The 15,769-nt window shown below is 71.2% G+C and carries 15 protein-coding genes; all 15 read right to left on the bottom strand.

All coding sequences use genetic code 11. The features are described from left to right. Positions 1–5: 5 nt before the first annotated feature. Entirely contained in the window at positions 6–566 is a 561-nt protein-coding gene (locus LDO11_RS04705; protein ID WP_232140538.1) for a phosphatase PAP2 family protein, read from the bottom strand. After that, positions 538–1,677 (bottom strand): glycosyltransferase family 4 protein, encoded by a 1,140-nt coding sequence (locus tag LDO11_RS04710; protein WP_232140539.1) that lies wholly within the window; start codon positions 1,675–1,677, stop codon positions 538–540. Before LDO11_RS04710 ends, LDO11_RS04705 begins: the two co-directional genes overlap by 29 nt. A 103-nt stretch (positions 1,678–1,780) precedes the next feature. Then, positions 1,781–2,527, bottom strand: coding sequence for a type II secretion system protein N (gspN, locus tag LDO11_RS04715; protein ID WP_232140540.1), 747 nt, complete (start codon positions 2,525–2,527; stop codon positions 1,781–1,783). Continuing rightward, the gene (locus LDO11_RS04720; protein ID WP_100322297.1) at positions 2,524–3,021 is read right to left on the bottom strand and encodes a type II secretion system protein M; all 498 of its coding nucleotides are present in this window, start codon (positions 3,019–3,021) and stop codon (positions 2,524–2,526) included. The genes gspN and LDO11_RS04720 overlap by 4 nt, the downstream gene beginning before the upstream one ends. After that, on the bottom strand, positions 3,018–4,169 hold the full coding sequence (gspL, locus tag LDO11_RS04725) for a type II secretion system protein GspL (RefSeq protein WP_232140541.1): 1,152 nt from the start codon (positions 4,167–4,169) through the stop codon (positions 3,018–3,020). Before gspL ends, LDO11_RS04720 begins: the two co-directional genes overlap by 4 nt. Further along, positions 4,166–5,158: a type II secretion system minor pseudopilin GspK gene (gene gspK / locus LDO11_RS04730; protein WP_343226095.1), complete on the bottom strand. Its 993-nt coding sequence runs from the start codon at positions 5,156–5,158 to the stop codon at positions 4,166–4,168. The genes gspL and gspK overlap by 4 nt, the downstream gene beginning before the upstream one ends. Beyond that, the gene (gene gspJ, locus LDO11_RS04735; protein ID WP_206733305.1) at positions 5,155–5,745 is read right to left on the bottom strand and encodes a type II secretion system minor pseudopilin GspJ; all 591 of its coding nucleotides are present in this window, start codon (positions 5,743–5,745) and stop codon (positions 5,155–5,157) included. The genes gspK and gspJ overlap by 4 nt, the downstream gene beginning before the upstream one ends. After that, positions 5,745–6,122, bottom strand: coding sequence for a type II secretion system minor pseudopilin GspI (gspI, locus tag LDO11_RS04740; protein WP_129136277.1), 378 nt, complete (start codon positions 6,120–6,122; stop codon positions 5,745–5,747). The genes gspJ and gspI overlap by 1 nt, the downstream gene beginning before the upstream one ends. A gap of 1 nt (position 6,123) precedes the next feature. Continuing rightward, complete coding sequence (locus LDO11_RS04745; protein WP_343226096.1) at positions 6,124–6,717, bottom strand: GspH/FimT family pseudopilin; 594 nt, start codon at positions 6,715–6,717, stop codon at positions 6,124–6,126. After that, positions 6,659–7,114, bottom strand: a complete 456-nt coding sequence (gspG, locus tag LDO11_RS04750) for a type II secretion system major pseudopilin GspG (protein ID WP_255683289.1) — start codon at positions 7,112–7,114, stop codon at positions 6,659–6,661. The genes LDO11_RS04745 and gspG overlap by 59 nt, the downstream gene beginning before the upstream one ends. 154 nt (positions 7,115–7,268) lie before the next feature. Beyond that, positions 7,269–8,465, bottom strand: a complete 1,197-nt coding sequence (gene gspF / locus LDO11_RS04755) for a type II secretion system inner membrane protein GspF (protein ID WP_100322302.1) — start codon at positions 8,463–8,465, stop codon at positions 7,269–7,271. Further along, the gene (gspE, locus tag LDO11_RS04760; RefSeq protein WP_157800560.1) at positions 8,462–9,943 is read right to left on the bottom strand and encodes a type II secretion system ATPase GspE; all 1,482 of its coding nucleotides are present in this window, start codon (positions 9,941–9,943) and stop codon (positions 8,462–8,464) included. Before gspE ends, gspF begins: the two co-directional genes overlap by 4 nt. After that, positions 9,940–12,060: a type II secretion system secretin GspD gene (gspD, locus tag LDO11_RS04765; protein ID WP_232140542.1), complete on the bottom strand. Its 2,121-nt coding sequence runs from the start codon at positions 12,058–12,060 to the stop codon at positions 9,940–9,942. Before gspD ends, gspE begins: the two co-directional genes overlap by 4 nt. Beyond that, positions 12,057–12,794: a type II secretion system protein N gene (locus LDO11_RS04770; RefSeq protein WP_232140543.1), complete on the bottom strand. Its 738-nt coding sequence runs from the start codon at positions 12,792–12,794 to the stop codon at positions 12,057–12,059. The genes gspD and LDO11_RS04770 overlap by 4 nt, the downstream gene beginning before the upstream one ends. 293 nt (positions 12,795–13,087) lie before the next feature. After that, entirely contained in the window at positions 13,088–15,712 is a 2,625-nt protein-coding gene (locus LDO11_RS04775) for a TonB-dependent receptor domain-containing protein (protein WP_232140544.1), read from the bottom strand. Positions 15,713–15,769: the final 57 nt, after the last annotated feature.

Consider the following 15,769-nt stretch of genomic DNA (forward strand, 5'->3'; position numbering starts at 1 on the left):
GCCGGTCAGCCCACGATCAGGGCGACCAGCGCCGGCCCACCGAGGATCGAGAGCCCGGCCAGTACACCGCCGATGGCCACGGCCGCGAGCACATCGCTCGGGTAGTGCAGGCCGAGCACCACCCGTGAGGTGGCGACCGCCGAGGCGAACGGCACGAGGACCCAGACCAGCGCCGGGTAGTGCCAGACGGCAACGCCGCTGAAGGCCACCGCGTGCAGGGTGTGGCCGGAAGGAAAGCTGTATTCGTCCAGCGGTGCCACCCAGGCACGGATGCGCGCATCCGCCGCAAAGGGTCGCGGCCGGCGGGTGTGTCGCTTGAGCGAGCGGTACAGCGTGAGCGCGATGACGCCGGTGGCGGCCATGTGCACGCTGGCATGCAGGCCGTGCCAGCCGTCGGCGACGATCAATGCGGCCATCAGCAGGTACCAGGACACGCCATCGCCCAGGCGGCTGATGCAGGCGAACAGGGCGAACACCGGGCCGCGCTCGCACCAGCGATTGGTGCGCAGACACCAGCCGGCATCGCGGGTGGTCCAGTCAGGCGGTGGCGAGTGCGGCAGTGGCATGCGGCTGGCCCAGGCTCGAGAGGATGCGGTCGAAGTCGGCGCACACCGCGGCCGGCGACAGGGTCCCGGTGGCCTTGCGTGCGGCCACGCCCATCGCCCGGCGCGCGCTGGCATCGCCTGCCAACGCGCGTGCGGCATGGATGAAACCTGCCTCGTCGGCGACGCGTCGCCCGTGCACGCCATCACCCAGGTGTTCGCGTGCGGCGCCGTTGTCGAAGGCGATCACCGGCACGCCGCTGGCCATCGCTTCGAGCACCACGTTGCCGAAGGTCTCGGTACGGCTGGGAAACAGGAACAGGTCGGCGGACGCCACGTGCTCGGCGAGCGCGCGCCCGGTCTGCGTGCCGCAGAACACGAAATCGGGATGCTCGCGCTGCAGGGTGGCGCGCAGGGGACCGTCGCCGACCAGCACGAAGCGCGCGCGGGGATGGCTGCGCTGCAGATGGCGGAACGCCGCGATCGCCAACGGCAGGTTCTTCTCCGCGGCCAGTCGCCCGACGCAGGTCACCACCAGGTCGTCGTCGTGCATGCCCCAGCGCGCCCGCAACGCGGCATCGCGGCGCCATGGTGCGAAGCGCAGGGTGTCGACTGCGCGCGGCAGGTGGTGCAGGGTGCGGAAGCCGCGGCCTGCGAGTTCGTCGCGCAGTGCCTGCGTGGGCACCAGCGTGGTCGCGGCGGAATTGTGGAAGCGGCGCATCCAGCCCAGCGCCAGCGGCGCCAGCATCCCGATGCCGTAGTCGTGCATGTACAGGTCGAAGCGGGTATGCAGGCCGGTGGCAACCGGAATGCCGACGTTGCGCGCCGCGCGCAGTGCCGACCAGCCGAGCGGACCTTCGGTGGCGATATAGATCGCGTCCGGGCGGTGCAGTCGCCAGCGTGTCTCCAGCAGGCGCTGTGCGGGCAGCCCGAAACGCAGGGTGTTGTAGCCGGGGAGGCGAGCCCCCGGCACCAGCAGTTCCTGAGCCACCGGTTCCACGTCATCGTGCTGGCGCGGCCGGATCACGTCGGTGAGATGGCCACGTTGCCAGAGGCCGCGGGCGAGGTCGCGCACCGTCAGTGCGACCCCGTTGATCTCCGGCGGCCAGGTCTCGGTCACGAGCGCGTAGTGCATGGGCGTCCTCCCGGGTTGCAGCCAGCGTGCCGGGCGCATGTGCCGGGGCGGTGTCGCGGCGATGTCGGTTGTGTTGCAACAGCGCGGCGAGCGCTGTTCGAGGTCATGGTGTCGACGTGCGACCCGCGCCGGGGGCATCGCCGTGGTGCAGCCGGCTCCAGCCGGCCGGGCCCGGCTGGAAACCCGCCGCCTGCAGCCATGCCTGGGCGGGCGCATCAGGGGTGCCGGCAACGCGCATCTCCGCGTCCCATGCGCCGTCGCCGTGCACGCGCAGGGTCGCGGAGAAACCCTCGAGCGCTCCATGGCCGGTGACCGGGGCCATCTCGATCACCGCAGTGCGCCCGGCGCAGGCCGCGTCGCCAGCGAGCTCCGCGCGCGGCGCGGCGTCGCCCGCGGCGAGGATTGCCGCGCGCAGCTGGCCGTCGGCGCCGATGCAGCGGTCGCCATCGAACAGGATCCGCAGGTCCGTGGCATGCAGCAGCAGGTCCAGACCGGCCAGCGCGGGCACCTGCCGCAGTTCGAACGCCCCGGTGACGCCATCGATACCGCTGCGACGGCCATGCAGCACACGGCCACGCACTGTCGCGACATCCACCCGGACTGCACGCACTCCCGCCAGCCATGGCCACGGCTGCAGGCGTACACGGAGATCTCCCAACGGATGGCTGTGCAGTTGCGCGTCCTGCAGCCGTCCGTGCCAGATGCTGCCGGCCACCTCCGTCGCGGAGAGCCCCCATTGCTGCGCGCCGGCCAGACGCAATGCGAAGCCGACGGGAAACGTGGCCAGTCCCGCCACCGGCAATGCCAGTGCGAACACCAGCACGAGGGTGCGCGTCTTGAGCGCGGTCATGGCGGGGGGAACCGGAGCGAACCGCGCAACCTGCCGTCGCGCCGTTCGATCCGCACGGCGAGCGGCGCGACGCGGTGCTCGAGGCGCAGGGTGTCGAGCCACGCGAACAGGGTGCCGGTGTCGCTGGCGTCGAAGTCGATCTCGAGGCCGCCGCCACTGTCGGGCGACTGGTGCTCGACGCCGACACCGGCGACGGCTGCGGTATCGGTGATCAGCGCGAAATGGGCCGCCGGGGTCAACCCGGATTGCACCCCCTCCGGCGGCAGGGACGCGAGGGCGGCCTCGACCTCGGCTGCGCTACGCGTTGCCGCGGCAAGGCGTGCGCCGCCGCGCTCGAGCGCAGACTCGAGCGGGGTCAGCACCGCGAACCAGGCGAGGAACACGGCGATCGATGCGGCCATCGCGGCCAGCATCCAGCGCTCGCGCGGGGCGCGCGCGTTCCACCAGTCGCGGCCGGCGTCGATGGGCCCGGGGCCACGTGCGGGGCGGGTCATGGCGCGGCTCCCTGCAGTTCCACTTCGGACATCAGCCGGCCGTCGGCGGCGCGGCTTCCGGCGACGGTCAGCCGCAACCCATGGCCGGTGGCGATGGTGGCCAAGGTCTCGAGGTCCGCCGCATCGCGATGGGCGACGCCGGCACGCAGGCCGCTGGCGGCGTCCCAGTCGAGACGCTCGACGTTGGCGCCATCGAGTGCCTCGACGCCCGCGAACAGAGCCCGGGTGGCATGCGCGAACCCATGCCGGGCGCCGGTCCGCGTGCGGACCTCGTGCACAACGGCGTCCGCGGAGAGCGCGGGGGCCCCGGGCAGTGCCGCGGCGATGCGCGCCGCGGTGCGGTCCTCTATGGCACTGGCCAGACCGGCGTAGCGTGCGAGTGCGACGACCGACACCAGCGGCACCGAGCACAGCAGTGCCGCGGCCAGCAACGCGCTGCGGCGCCAGGTACGCCGACCGCGCGCGCGCGCATGCCCCGGCGCGTAGCGGTCCTGCAACAGGTCGAGGGGCGCATCGAGGGCCCCGCGGGCCAGCAGCGTTTCGATGCGGTCCATGTCGCTCACGGCAGGCGGCGGTGCGATCGAAAGCGCGGACGCCAGTTCCGCCTCGATGCGGTAGGCCCCGGTCGGCGTGCGCACCAGCCAGTCCCCGCCCAGTGCGACCACCGTGGCGGTGGTCCCGGCCGGGTCGGCGTCGGCACCGGTTGCAGGTGGCGGGGGGAGCGCGAGATGGTCGGGCACCATCGCGTCCGGGTGCAGGCCCAGCGCGGCGGCCTGGCGCAGCCATTCGTCCATCGCGGCGCTGGCCACGACGACCACCGGCGCGGGCCCGGCATCCTGCATCCGGGCGACGGCGACGTGCACCGCGCCCATGTCACCGGCCACGCGCTCGCGCAGCTGGATGCGTGCGGCTGCGCGTGCCTGCGCGATGGAGCCGGCCGGAAGCTCCAGCCACTGCGCGGGCGCCGCGGTGCCGGGAACCAGCAGGATCGTCCGCACGGCGGTCGCGCTGGCGGCAGGCGAGGCGGCCTCCAGGATGTCGCGCTGGAGGATGTGCCCCCGGGCATCCACCCTCAACCGCACGGCGGCTGCGCCGGGGGTGGACGCGAGCCACACCACGTCGGTGACGGGGTCGGTGGTCGATCTCATCGTTCTGTACTCCAGTCACGGGAGAGGACGCGTGCCGGTGCGTCGGCTCCTTCCGCCTCGTGTTCGACCAGCGCGTTGAGCGTGACCTGCGCGGGGCCGCTGTCGACCTCCGCACGCAAGCGGTAATAGCGGCTGCGAAGCCGGATCTGCTCGATGGCCGCCTGCGGCGGCTTTGCCTCTTCCATGCCGGGGGCGCTCCAGAACGCGTGCGGATCGCGCCAGCCCTGCGGCGGGCGTGCGGCGATGACCCGTCGTGCCCGCGCAGCGTCGATCCTGCCTTCGGTGAGCATCGCCAGGATCGGCGCATCGGCCTCGCCCAGCATGTTCGGGTTGACCGGTGTCGGGGCGGTGGTGGGCAGCGCGCACACGTGCGGTCGCAGGCGCGCATAGAGCGCGGGCGTGTAGCCCTGGATCGCGCGCAGCTCGCTGGGATGGGCCAGCAGGGTGCCGCCGGTACGGTAGCCGTCGCGGCCGCGCATGTAGGCCGCATCCTCCTGGCCCAGGCCTTCGCGCTGCTGGTCGGCGTCGATCCAGTCGGCGAGCGCGTGCGCGAGCGACAGCGCCTGTGCGGAGCCCATGTCGAGTGCCTCGAGCAATGCCACGTACTGGTCGATGCCCTCCTCGCGGCGTGTCAGCAGGTCGCCCGCGCCGTACACGACGCTGTTGAGGTTGAAGCACGCGGTGGCGTCGGCAACGCTTGCGCGGATCACGCCGTCGTCGATCGGGAACAGGAACGCACGGCCGTTCCAGCCACCGGCGGGCGTGGTCACTCCGGGGTCGCGCTGTGCCAGGCGCTCGATCTGGGTGAGCGCCATCTGCTCGGCACCCAGTGCATGCCAGCGCGCCTGCGCCAGCGCCTGGGCATTGCCGGCGCGTCGCAGCGCGAAACGGATGTCGTCGAGCATCACGGTCACCAGCACCGTCATCACCGCCACCAGCAGCAGGACGGTGAGCAGCGCCACGCCGCGTTGGCTGCGGCCCGCGGTCACGTGGGTTGTCCGGGCATGAGGAACCACTGTTCGACCACGCCGAAGCCGTCGAGCTCCAGCGTCAGACGCACGGCCTCGGGCACGCGGTCGACCCCGCCCGGCCACCCGTCCAGCCATTGGCCCTGGTAGCGGTACAGCATCCGCGCGGCATGGACGCCATCGATCAGCGTCTGCGGAGGATCGAGGCGGCTGCCGTCGAGCATCGGCCGCGTGCTGCGCTGCAGGTTGCCGTCGCGCAGGCGGTACTCGACGTACTGCAGCGAGGAGCGCGGTGCGCCATGCGGATTGTCGTGGCCGGCCCGCACGAACGCGAACAGCACGGCCGCATGCGGATCCGCGCTGCCGGTGAATGCCTGTACGGCCGGCTGGCCGGCGTTGTTGCGGGTGCGGCGAACCGCCGCCTGTCCGAGATCGGCCTCCAGCAGCGCGCGCATGCGTTGCAGGTCGGCGACCCGCGCCATGCGTGCCTGCGCGATGCCCTGGCTGCCGGTGGCGTAGGCCATCACCGAAACCCCGGCCGCGGCCAGCAGGGCGAACACCGCCAGCGCCACCAGCATCTCCACCAGGGTGAAGCCCTTCATGCGCATCAGCGGGCGGCCCTGAAGGCGACCAGCTCGGCAGCAATGCGGTCGCTGCCGGCCGGATGCACGTCGATCGCGATGCGCAACAGCGCCGGGTCATCGGTGGGCGCAAGCCGGCGCGTCCACCGCCATTCGCGACCGCCCAGCTGTTCCACGCCCGTCGTGTGCGCGGCCAGGCTCGCCGCGGGTTCGATCGCGGCCTCGACGGCCCGGTTGCCGGCGACGATTGCCGCCAGCACCCGTTCCTCCACCACCGCCGCGGTGCGGGTGCTCTCGCCGGCGAGGTTGAGCAGCGCCAGCACCACCAGCGCGAACACCGCCACCGCGATCAGCATCTCCAGCAGGGTGAAACCCGCATGCGGATGGCGCCTGCACGGGTGCATCTCAACGCGTCCCGCTCACGTGCACGCGGCCGTCGGGGCCGACCGACAGGTGCGCCACGTCGCGTCCGTCGCTCAGCGCCAGCTCCGTCGGCTGGGCCGCGCCCAGGGGGTCGAAGGCGATGGACAGTGTCTGCGCGTCGCGTGGCAGGGCAGGGGAGATTCCCGACGTCCAGGCCTCCGGGGCGAAACCCGCGGCCGTCAGTGGCTGCCAGCCATCGCGGCGCGTGATCGCGAAACGGTATCCCTGCGCGTCGATGTCCGCGCGCACTGTGCGGGTGGACAGGATGGCCTCGTCGCGCGCCCGCGCCAGCTGCGCCGCCAGCGCATCGGTATCGCGTCGCAGGCCCGAGCCCGCGGTCGGCGCGGTGAGCAGCACGACGCTGCCGAGCAGTCCGACGATCACCACCACCACCATCAGTTCCACGAGGGTGAAGCCTCCCTGTGCATGTGCCTGCGCGCGCCGCCCGCGTGCATCGCGGCAACCCCGGGGTACGTGCGGCGCCTGCGGCCGGTCCACGGTGCGGCCCGTTTCCGGGTCAGTTCCAGTTGCCGATGTCGGCGGCGTCGCCCTCGCCACCCTCGCGCCCGTCCGCACCCAGCGAATAGACGTCGAAGCTGCCGTGCACGCCCGGATGGCGGTACTGGTACGGGTTGCCCCACGGGTCTTCGGGCAGCCGGCGGATGTAGCCGCCCTGGCGGTAACGCTCCGGTCGGACGAGACCCGCCGGCGCCCGCAACAGCGCCTGCAGCCCATCGGTGGTCGGCGGATAGCTCAGGTTCTCCAGGCGGTAGGTTTCCACCGCCTGCTCCAGCACGGCGATGTCGGCACGTGCCTTCTCCACCATCGCACGGTCCTGGCTGGGCATCACGTTGATCATCACCACCGTGGCCAGCAGGCCGATGATCACGATCACCACCATCAGTTCCACCAGGGTGAAGCCCCCCTGGAGAACGGCGGCCGCAGGCCGTCCTCCGATGCCCCTCTCCCGCAGGGCGGGAGAGGGGAGTCCGCTTGTCTCGTCGCGTTCTGCCGGAGCAGGGAGCCCGTGGGCGCCTGGGCGCCGTGGCTGGAGGTGGACGCGCGTCGCGCGCGCGGGGCAAGCGGGTTGGCGATACGACATGGAACGCTCCGGAAACGAAGTGGGATCAGCCGACAACCAGGGAGTTGAACTGCAGGATCGGCAGCAGGATCGAGAGCACGATGACCGCCACCGCCGCCCCCATGACGATGATGATCGCCGGCTCCAGCAGGCTCATGGCGGCGGAGGTAAAGGTGTTGAATTCGCGCTCGAGATAGTCGGCGGCGCGCTCGAGCATCGGCGCCAGGCGGCCGCTGTCCTCGCCGCTCGCGGCCATGTACAGCAGCGTGGGCGGGAACACCCCGGCGCGGCGCATCGCGGTCGACAGGCTGGCACCCTCGCGGATCGCATCGGCCATCCCGTCGGTGGCGTCACGCAGCACGCGGTTGCCCACGGTGCGCGCGGTGATGCGCAGGCCCTCCATCAGCGGCAGCCCGCCGGCGAGCATGATCGCCAGGGTGCGCGACAGGCGTGCGGCATGCAGGTCGCGCAGCATCCGCCCCAGGATCGGCGTGCGCAGCAGGGCGCCGTCGAAGCGCAGCCGCGGGCCCGGCCTGCGCAGAACGTGCAGTGCGGCGACGCCGGCCAACAGCAGCACGGCTGCGAACACGACGCCCCACGTGGTCATCGCGTCCGACACCGCGATCACCGCGCGGGTCAGCCAGGGCAGCGCACGGCCCATCGAGTCGAACTGCTCGACCACGCGCGGTACCACGAAGGTCATCAGCGCGATCACCACCGCCACCGCGGTGACTGCCAGCACCATCGGGTACACCAGCGTGGCGACCAGTCTGCCGCGGACTTCCTGCTGCCGTTCCAGCAGGTCGGCCAGCCGCTCCAGGATGTCGGGCAGCGCACCGGTGCTCTCGCCCGCCGCGACCATCGCCCGGTACAGCGGCGGGAACGCCTTGCCCTGGCGTGCCATCGCTTCCGAGAGCCGGAAGCCTTCGACCACCGCGGCCTGGGTGGACAGCAGGACCCGGCGCGTACCCGGTCGCTCGGACTGGGTGCCGATGGTGCGCAGTGCCTCCTCCATCGGTGCGACCGCCGCCAGGGTCGCCAGCTGTCGCGTGGCCAGCGCCAGCTCGCGGGCGCCGAAACGGCCGCGCAGCCCGGCGGCCGGCGTGGTCGTCGGCGACAGCCGCAACGGCCACAGACGGCGGCGCACCAGGTGTTCGCGCGCCTCGCGCTCGCTGGCGGCCGCAAGCGTGCCGTTGCGCGGTCGACCGCGGTCGTCGAGTGCCTCGTACTCCCAGGCACTCACGCCGGCATGCTCCGTTCGTCCTGGCGCACCACGCGCAGTGCTTCCTCCGGCGTGGTGGTGCCGGCGGCAACGCAGGCGCGCGCCGAATCGGCAAGCCAGTCCCCGGACACCGCGGCCGCCCCGGCCAGTGCGTCCTCGTCGGCGCCAGCGCCGATCAGCGCACGCAGGCGCTCGTCGATGTTCACCGCCTCGTACACGCCGATGCGCCCGGCGTAGCCCGACTGCTGGCATTGCGGGCAGCCGGCCGCCGCGAACAGCGGGCCCCCGTAGTCCGGACCCATCAGCCTCGCGCTCAGCACATCGGGCGCACGCGGCTGCCGGCAATGCGGGCACAGCCGGCGGATCAGGCGCTGCGCGAGGACCAGGCGCACGGTGCTGGCAAGCAGGAACGATTCGATGCCCATGTCGCGCAGGCGGGTGATCGCACCCAGCGCATCGTTGGTGTGCACCGTCGACATCACCAGGTGGCCGGTGAGGCTGGCCTGCACCGCGATCTGCGCGGTTTCCGGATCGCGGATTTCGCCGATCATCACCACGTCCGGGTCCTGGCGCAGGATCGCGCGCAGCCCGGCGGCGAACGACATCCCGACGCGCGCGTTCACCTGGGTCTGGCCGATGCCGTCGACCGCGTATTCGACCGGATCCTCCACGGTGAGGATGTTGCGACTGCCGTCGTTGAGCGCCTGCAGCCCCGCGTAAAGCGTGGTGGTCTTGCCCGAACCGGTGGGCCCGGTCACCAGCACGATGCCGTTGGGCTGCGCGAGCGCGGTGCGCAGCGCGGCGAGCACCGGCGCCGGCATGCCCAGCGCCTCCAGCGGGCGGGCGCCCGCGCCCTTGTCCAGGATGCGCATGACCACCCGCTCGCCGTTGCGCGCCGGCAGGGTGGAGACGCGTACATCCAGGGCCTTGGTGCCCATCGCCAGCGAGATGCGGCCGTCCTGCGGCACGCGGCGTTCGGCGATATCCAGGCGCGCCATGACCTTGACCCGCGAGACCAGCATCGGCGCCAGCCGCGGCGGCAGCGTCAGCGCTTCGCGCATCACACCGTCGATCCGGAAGCGCACCAGCAGCGCGCTCTCGAACGGTTCGATGTGCACATCGGAGGCGCCGCTGCGCGCGGCTTCGGCGATCAGGCCGTTGATCAGCCGGATGACCGGAGCATCGTCCTGCGCGTCGAGCAGATCGGCCGTTGCCGGCAGGTCGTCGGCAAGCGCGTCGAGATCGTCGCCCTGCCCGATGCCTTCCGCGCCCACGAGACCGTTGCCCGCATAGGCCTCGGACAGGCGGCGGTCGAAGTCGTCGCGGGACAGTACCTGGATGTCGAGCGGCCGGTCGAGGGCTCGCCGCACTTCGACCAGGCCGGCAGGCGACGCGCCTTCGCGCATGCCCACGCGCGCCGGGCCGTCACCCAGCGCCAGCAGCAGCAGCCCGTGCTGGCGTGCGAACGCGTAGGCCAGCGCTGGCGCGGCTTCACTCACGGCTGCGCGTCATCGGTGGTGGCGGGAACGGGCGCCAGCGCGGGCGGCGGCATCACCGGCGGGGTGGTGCCGAAATAGTCGCGGACCAGCGTGTCGAGCATCGTGCGGCCGTCGGCGCTGGTGCCGCCGCTGTCGAGCTGGCGCGCACGCATGTAGTCGTAACGGGGCGCCGTGACCGCCTGCGCCTGCGCCGCGTCGCGCACGATCGTGGGGCGGATGAAGACCATTAGATTGGTCTTGTTGCGCTCGCGGGCGGTGCTGCGGAACAGCGCGCCCAGGCCGGGGATGTCGCCGAGCACCGGCACCTTGTTGACGGTGTTGCGGTCGTTCTGGTCGAGCAGGCCGCCGAGCACGACGATCGCGCCGTCGTCGGCGAGCACGCGGGTCTCGATCTCGCGCTTGCTCAGCACCAGTTCGTTGAACGTCTCGCTCACCGGGCCGGCGACCGAGGAGACTTCCTGCCGCAGCGCCAGGGTGATGCCGCCACCGGCGTTGATCTGCGGCCGCACCACCAGCTGGATGCCGACATCCTGGCGCTGGATCGTGCGGAACGGGTTGGTGTTGGCGTCGCCCAGCACTTCGCCGGTGGTCACCGGGATCTCCTGGCCGACGAGGATCCGCGCCTCCTCGTTGTCCAGGGTCAGGATCGACGGCGTGGACAGCAGGTTGGACGAGGTGTCGCTGCGCACCGCGTCGATGATCAGCCCGAACATCGCGCTGCCGGTATTTCCGGCCAGGCCCATCAGGCCGCCGTTGTAGCCGAGCAGCGAGTTCACCGCGTTGCGGACGACGGGGGAGTCGGTGTCGCCCTCGCGAACGCGCGCCGCCGCGGCCGCCAGCGCGCCTATGCTGGGCGCGCCGCCGGGGAAGTTGGTGTAGCCCAACGGGATGTTGCCGTCGCGGCCGGCCACCAGCAGCTGCGCCCCCAGCCGCCGTGCGGCGTCGTCGGAGATCTCGACCACCAGCGCCTCGACCAGCACCTGCTCGCGGCGCACGTCGAGCTGGGTGATCACGTCGACCAGCATGCGCTGGGTTTCCGGATCGGCGTTGATGATGACCGCGTTGGCACCCGGATAGCGGGCGATGGTCGCGCGCCGGCCCGGCGCAACCATCACCGACGCCGCAAGCGGCGCCGCAACGCCGTCCGCGACCGGCGCGGAGAAGGCGGTGCCTCCGGCCAGGTTTCCCGCGTCGGTCGCGGGCATCGAGAGGCGCTGCTGCAGCCCGCCGGCCGTGCCGCCGCCGGCCTGCCTCGTGTTGCCCGCATCCGGCGTACCGACCACCTGTTGCAGCACCGGCAGCAGGTCTTCGGCATTGGCATGCTGCAGGCGGATGACCCGCACGTCGCCGCTGTTCTCGGCGCGCCGGTCGAGGTCCTCGACCACGCGGCGCACGGTCTGCACCAGCGCGGCATCCCCGCGCAACAGCACCGCGTTGCTGCTTTCGACCGGCACCACCGTGAGCACGCCGCCGCGGCGCTGGCCGCCATAGAGGTTGTCGACGACCTGGGCGATCTCGCGTGCGGAACTGTTGCGCAGGCTCACCGCCTCCACCTGCGCGCGGTCCTGGTCGATCTGCGCGATCAGCCCGCGCAGGCGGCGCAGGTTGTCGGTGTAGTCGGCGACGAGCAGGTTGTTTCCCTGCGGGGTGGCCAGCACCACGCCACCACGCCCGACCAGCGGGCGTACGGTTTCCACGGCCGCCTGCGCGTCGACGTGGCGCAGCTGGAATACCTGGGTGGAGAACCCGCCGGCGCCGCCGGCCGCGACGGCACCGGGCTGCTGCGCGGCGGTGTCGTCCGGGACCACCCGGTACACACCGGATCCGCTGGGCACCGCGATCAGGCCGTTCGCGCGCAGCGTCGCCACCAGGATTCCCAGCAGCTCGGGCTCCGTCAGCGGTTCCTCGTTGGACAGGGTGATGGTGCCCTGCACGGCGGGATCCACCAGGAACGTCGTGCCGGTGGCGCGCGCGACGTCCTGGATGAAGGCGCGGATGTCAGCGTTCTGCACGTGCAGCGCAGGCGCGCGCGTGGCGCCATCCTGCGCGGCCAGGGGGAGGGCGGTCGCCAGGGCCAACGCGACCGCGAGGGAAACGGAGTGGAATCGGTAGGTCAAGGCAGGGCCGTCCGCAAGGTGAGTGTGCGCGTCTGTCCGCCACGCTGGACGGTGAGCCTGGCCTCCCCGCGTGCAAGCTCGGGTTCCAGTTCCGCGATCCGCTCGGGCGTCAGCGGGTTGCCGTTGATTGCCAGCAACACGTCGCCCGCTTCCAGGCCCGCCTCGCGCAGCACCGCGCCGTCACCACGCGGGATCAGGGTGTATCCGGTGATCTTTCCGTTCTCCACCCGCGCACTGAAGCCGGCCTGGGCGACCAGCGCAGCGGGGTCGATGGGTGCCCCAGACGGGGCCGCCGTCGTGCCGACGGTGCGCGTGGGAGCGACCGCGGTCGCGGTCGATGCGGGTGCGGCTTCCAGCGCGAGGCGACGTTCGCCCGCGCCGGTGCGCAGGATCACGTGATCGGATGCGACCGCATGAAGAACGACCCCGGGCGCGACGCTGTCGCCGGTGCGGAATGCCGCCTGCGGTGCGTCGGCGGACGAGAGGATCGCGGAGCTCCCGGTCCCCGCCATCCGCACGCCGTGCAGACGCAGCCCGGAGACATCCGCGGCTGCGACGCCGTGACGACCGGCGGCGGGATGGAAGGGATCGGATGACAGCGCCAGTGCAGGCGGCACCGGGGCGGGCGCTGCCACGACACTGTCATCGGCAACCAGCGGACCCGCTGGCGCCAGCAGCAGCCAGCCCAGGCGTGCGGCCTGCAGCGCAAGCAGCGCCACAAGCAACAGTTCCACGCCCGCGCGCAATGTCGCGCCGGACGCGGGAGAGCCGCCGGAACGTGCGCCGTTGCGGAAGGAGCGCAACAGGGGGCGTCGGAGCGCGTTATGCACGGACTGTGACGGTCTGGCGGGGATACGGCCAGTTTGAGACCGATTTGTGACAGTCAGGCTTCAGCTGCCATATTCGACGAGAGTCGTCTTCGTTGTTCGCTTCCTTGGGCTCCGGCTCGTCGCGGCAACGCTCCCCTGGAACGCAACCGGCCCCGCTCCCGCAGGGCGGGAACGGGGCCGGAAACGAGCGCGCCGGATCAGAACGAAGCGGACAGGCTCAGCGTGTAGGACACGCCCGGGCTGTAGCGGTAGATGTCGATCCGCTCGCCGCCTTCCTGGTACTCGCGATGGTCGGCGTCGAGGATGTTGCGGGCGCTGAAGCCGAGCGTCATCTCGTTGTCGCCGAGGCTGAAGCCCTGGCGCAGCACCAGGTCGAGCGAAACACCCGGCTTTTCCATGTAGTCGGGCTGCCCCGGCCGGCCGCGCGCGCTGACGCGCTCGCCCACGTAGTTGGCGATGAGGGTGGCCCGCGTGCGGCTGTTCTCGCTCTCGACGCCCAGTTGCAGGTTGCCGATATGGTCCGACTGGCCCTGCATCACGCTGCCGTCGCGGACGAACAGGGTGGCATCCTGCGGCGTCAGGAATCCATACGGATGCACGGTGTCGCCGGCCTTCACCTGCACTTCCGAGTTCGACCAGGTGTAGTTGGCCGCCACGTACAGGCGCTTGTCGCCCCACCAGTTCGCCTCGATCGGCAGCTCCACGTACTTCTTCGCCTCGATCTCGGCCCCGTACAGCGTCGCCGATGGGGCATTGAGGAAGCTCTGCAGGATGCCGCCGCCCGGCGCGTCGTTGACGTTGCTCTCGATCGGCTTGTCGATGTCCTTGTAGAACGCGCCGAGCGTGAAGTACTCGCCGGAACCGAAGAACCACTCGTAGCGTGCGTCGAGGTTCAGCAGCTCGCTGTCGACGAGGTACGGGTTGCCGTAGAAGATCCGGTCGTTGTCCGGGTCGAGGTACTGCAGCGGCGAGAGTTCGCGGAACTGCGGCCGGGCGATGGTCTTCGAGGCGCCGAAGCGGATCTGCTGGTTCTCCGAGAAGTTCCAGGTCACGGTGGCGGTGGGCAGGACGTAGCTGTTGCGCAGCGGGTCGACGCCGCCCTGACGTTCGCCGCTGAAGATGTCGTAGGTATGGACCGCCTGCGTGGCGTCCTCGTAGCGCACGCCAGCGGTAGCACGCACGTGCGGGGAGAGTTCCGCCTCGGCCTGCAGATAGCCCGCCCTGACCTTGAGGGTCGCGTCGTACGCGGCGTCGCCGGAATTGCCGGTGACCTCGCGCAACCGCAACAGGTCGTTGCTGAGGTTGTAGTCGGAGAACAGGTAGTCCACGCGCTGGTAGCGGTTGTAGTGCGGCAGCGGCCCGTCCAGCGCCAGCAGGCGGAACTCGCGGTTTTCCGCATTGCGGTCGTTGTCGGAATATGCGACGCCGCCGGATACGGTGATGTCGCGCTCCACCGGCAGGCGCCAGCTCACGTCGACGCCCCCGCTGGCGACCTCGTCCTCGACGTTGCTGAAGCGCAGGTGGTTCTGCACGCGGGTGCCGTCGTGCGACCAGTAGCCATCGACCAGTTCGTAGCGGATGCCGGTCTCGTAGGGGGCGTCGCGGGTGGCGCGTGCGATGGCACCACGCCATTCGATCTTCAGGTCGTCGTACTCGCCGAACGTATGGGTGCCGGTGATCTGGTTGTTGACGAGCTCGCGCTCGAACCACTCGGTGTAGTCGTCCCGGACCTGGAACCCGGCAAGGTTGTCGAAGCCCGAGCGCGAGCGCGCTTCCTTGAGCGTGTCGTGCACGTACAGCGTGGTCAGCCCGATCCTGTGGTTGCCGTTCTCCCAGCCCGCGCCGAGCAGGACGTTGACCTTGGCGTTGTTGGTGGTGGAGAAGAAGTCGTAGTCCGAGTTGTACTGCACGGCGTCGTCGACGAACACCGGGTCGCGCTGCACGCCGAAGCGGGTCCGCCACTGGTTGTCGAAACCGGCGACGGCGACGAAGCCGAGCCGGCCGTCGTCGCCCATGTCGAGCGAATAGCCGGCGCTGCCGCCGAAGCTCAGGTCCGGATCGATGCTGTCCTTTTCCTGCAGCAGGCGGACGTTGGCGTTCTGCAGGCTGCGGCCGATGCGGCGGATGTCCTCGCGCTCGAACGAGCCGAGGTCGACGCGACGCCCGGTGGCGATGGCTTCGCTCAGCGCGCTCGGCATCTTGCGGGTGCCGTCGTCGTAGCCCCAGAAGTCGTCGTCGGAGCCGAAGTAGGTCAGGCCCTTTTCGAAGGTGGTGACGCTGTTGCCACCGGTGCCGATCGACAGGTTGAGGAAAGGCTCGTCGGGCACGGTCAGCGACTGCAGGTCGATGACGCCGCCGCCGAACTCGCCCGGATAGCGTGCCGAATAGGTCTTCTGCACGGTCACGCTCTCGAGCACCTCGCTCGGGAACAGGTCCAGCGGCACCACGCGCTGCAGCGGCTCCGGGCTCGGCAACGGCGAGCCGTTGAACAATGCGGACGAGTAACGCTCGCCGAGGCCGCGCACGTAGACGAACTTGCCGCGTACCAGGCTCAGGCCGGTCACCCGGGTCAGCGCGGCTGCGGCATCGCTGTCGCCGGTGCGCTCGAAATCCTCGCGGGTGATGAACGAGGCGACTTCGGACGTCTGGAGCATCGGCTCCGGGATGTATTCGCCACGCACCTGGACGGCGTCGAGCTGGGTGGGCGAGGGGGACGCGGGCGGGGCGTCCTGGGCATGCGCGGCCCAGGGTGCCAGCAGGGCCGAGATGGCCAGCGGCAGGTGCCGTCGGACCAGGCGGTTTCGGGTCGGAATGTGTTTCATGGGAAAGCCTTGGCTGCGGACAGGGAAGATTTCCGGATCACGATTGCAGCGGGGCGG

This window comes from Alterluteimonas muca (assembly GCF_021191595.1).
GTDB lineage: Bacteria > Pseudomonadota > Gammaproteobacteria > Xanthomonadales > Xanthomonadaceae > Luteimonas > Luteimonas muca.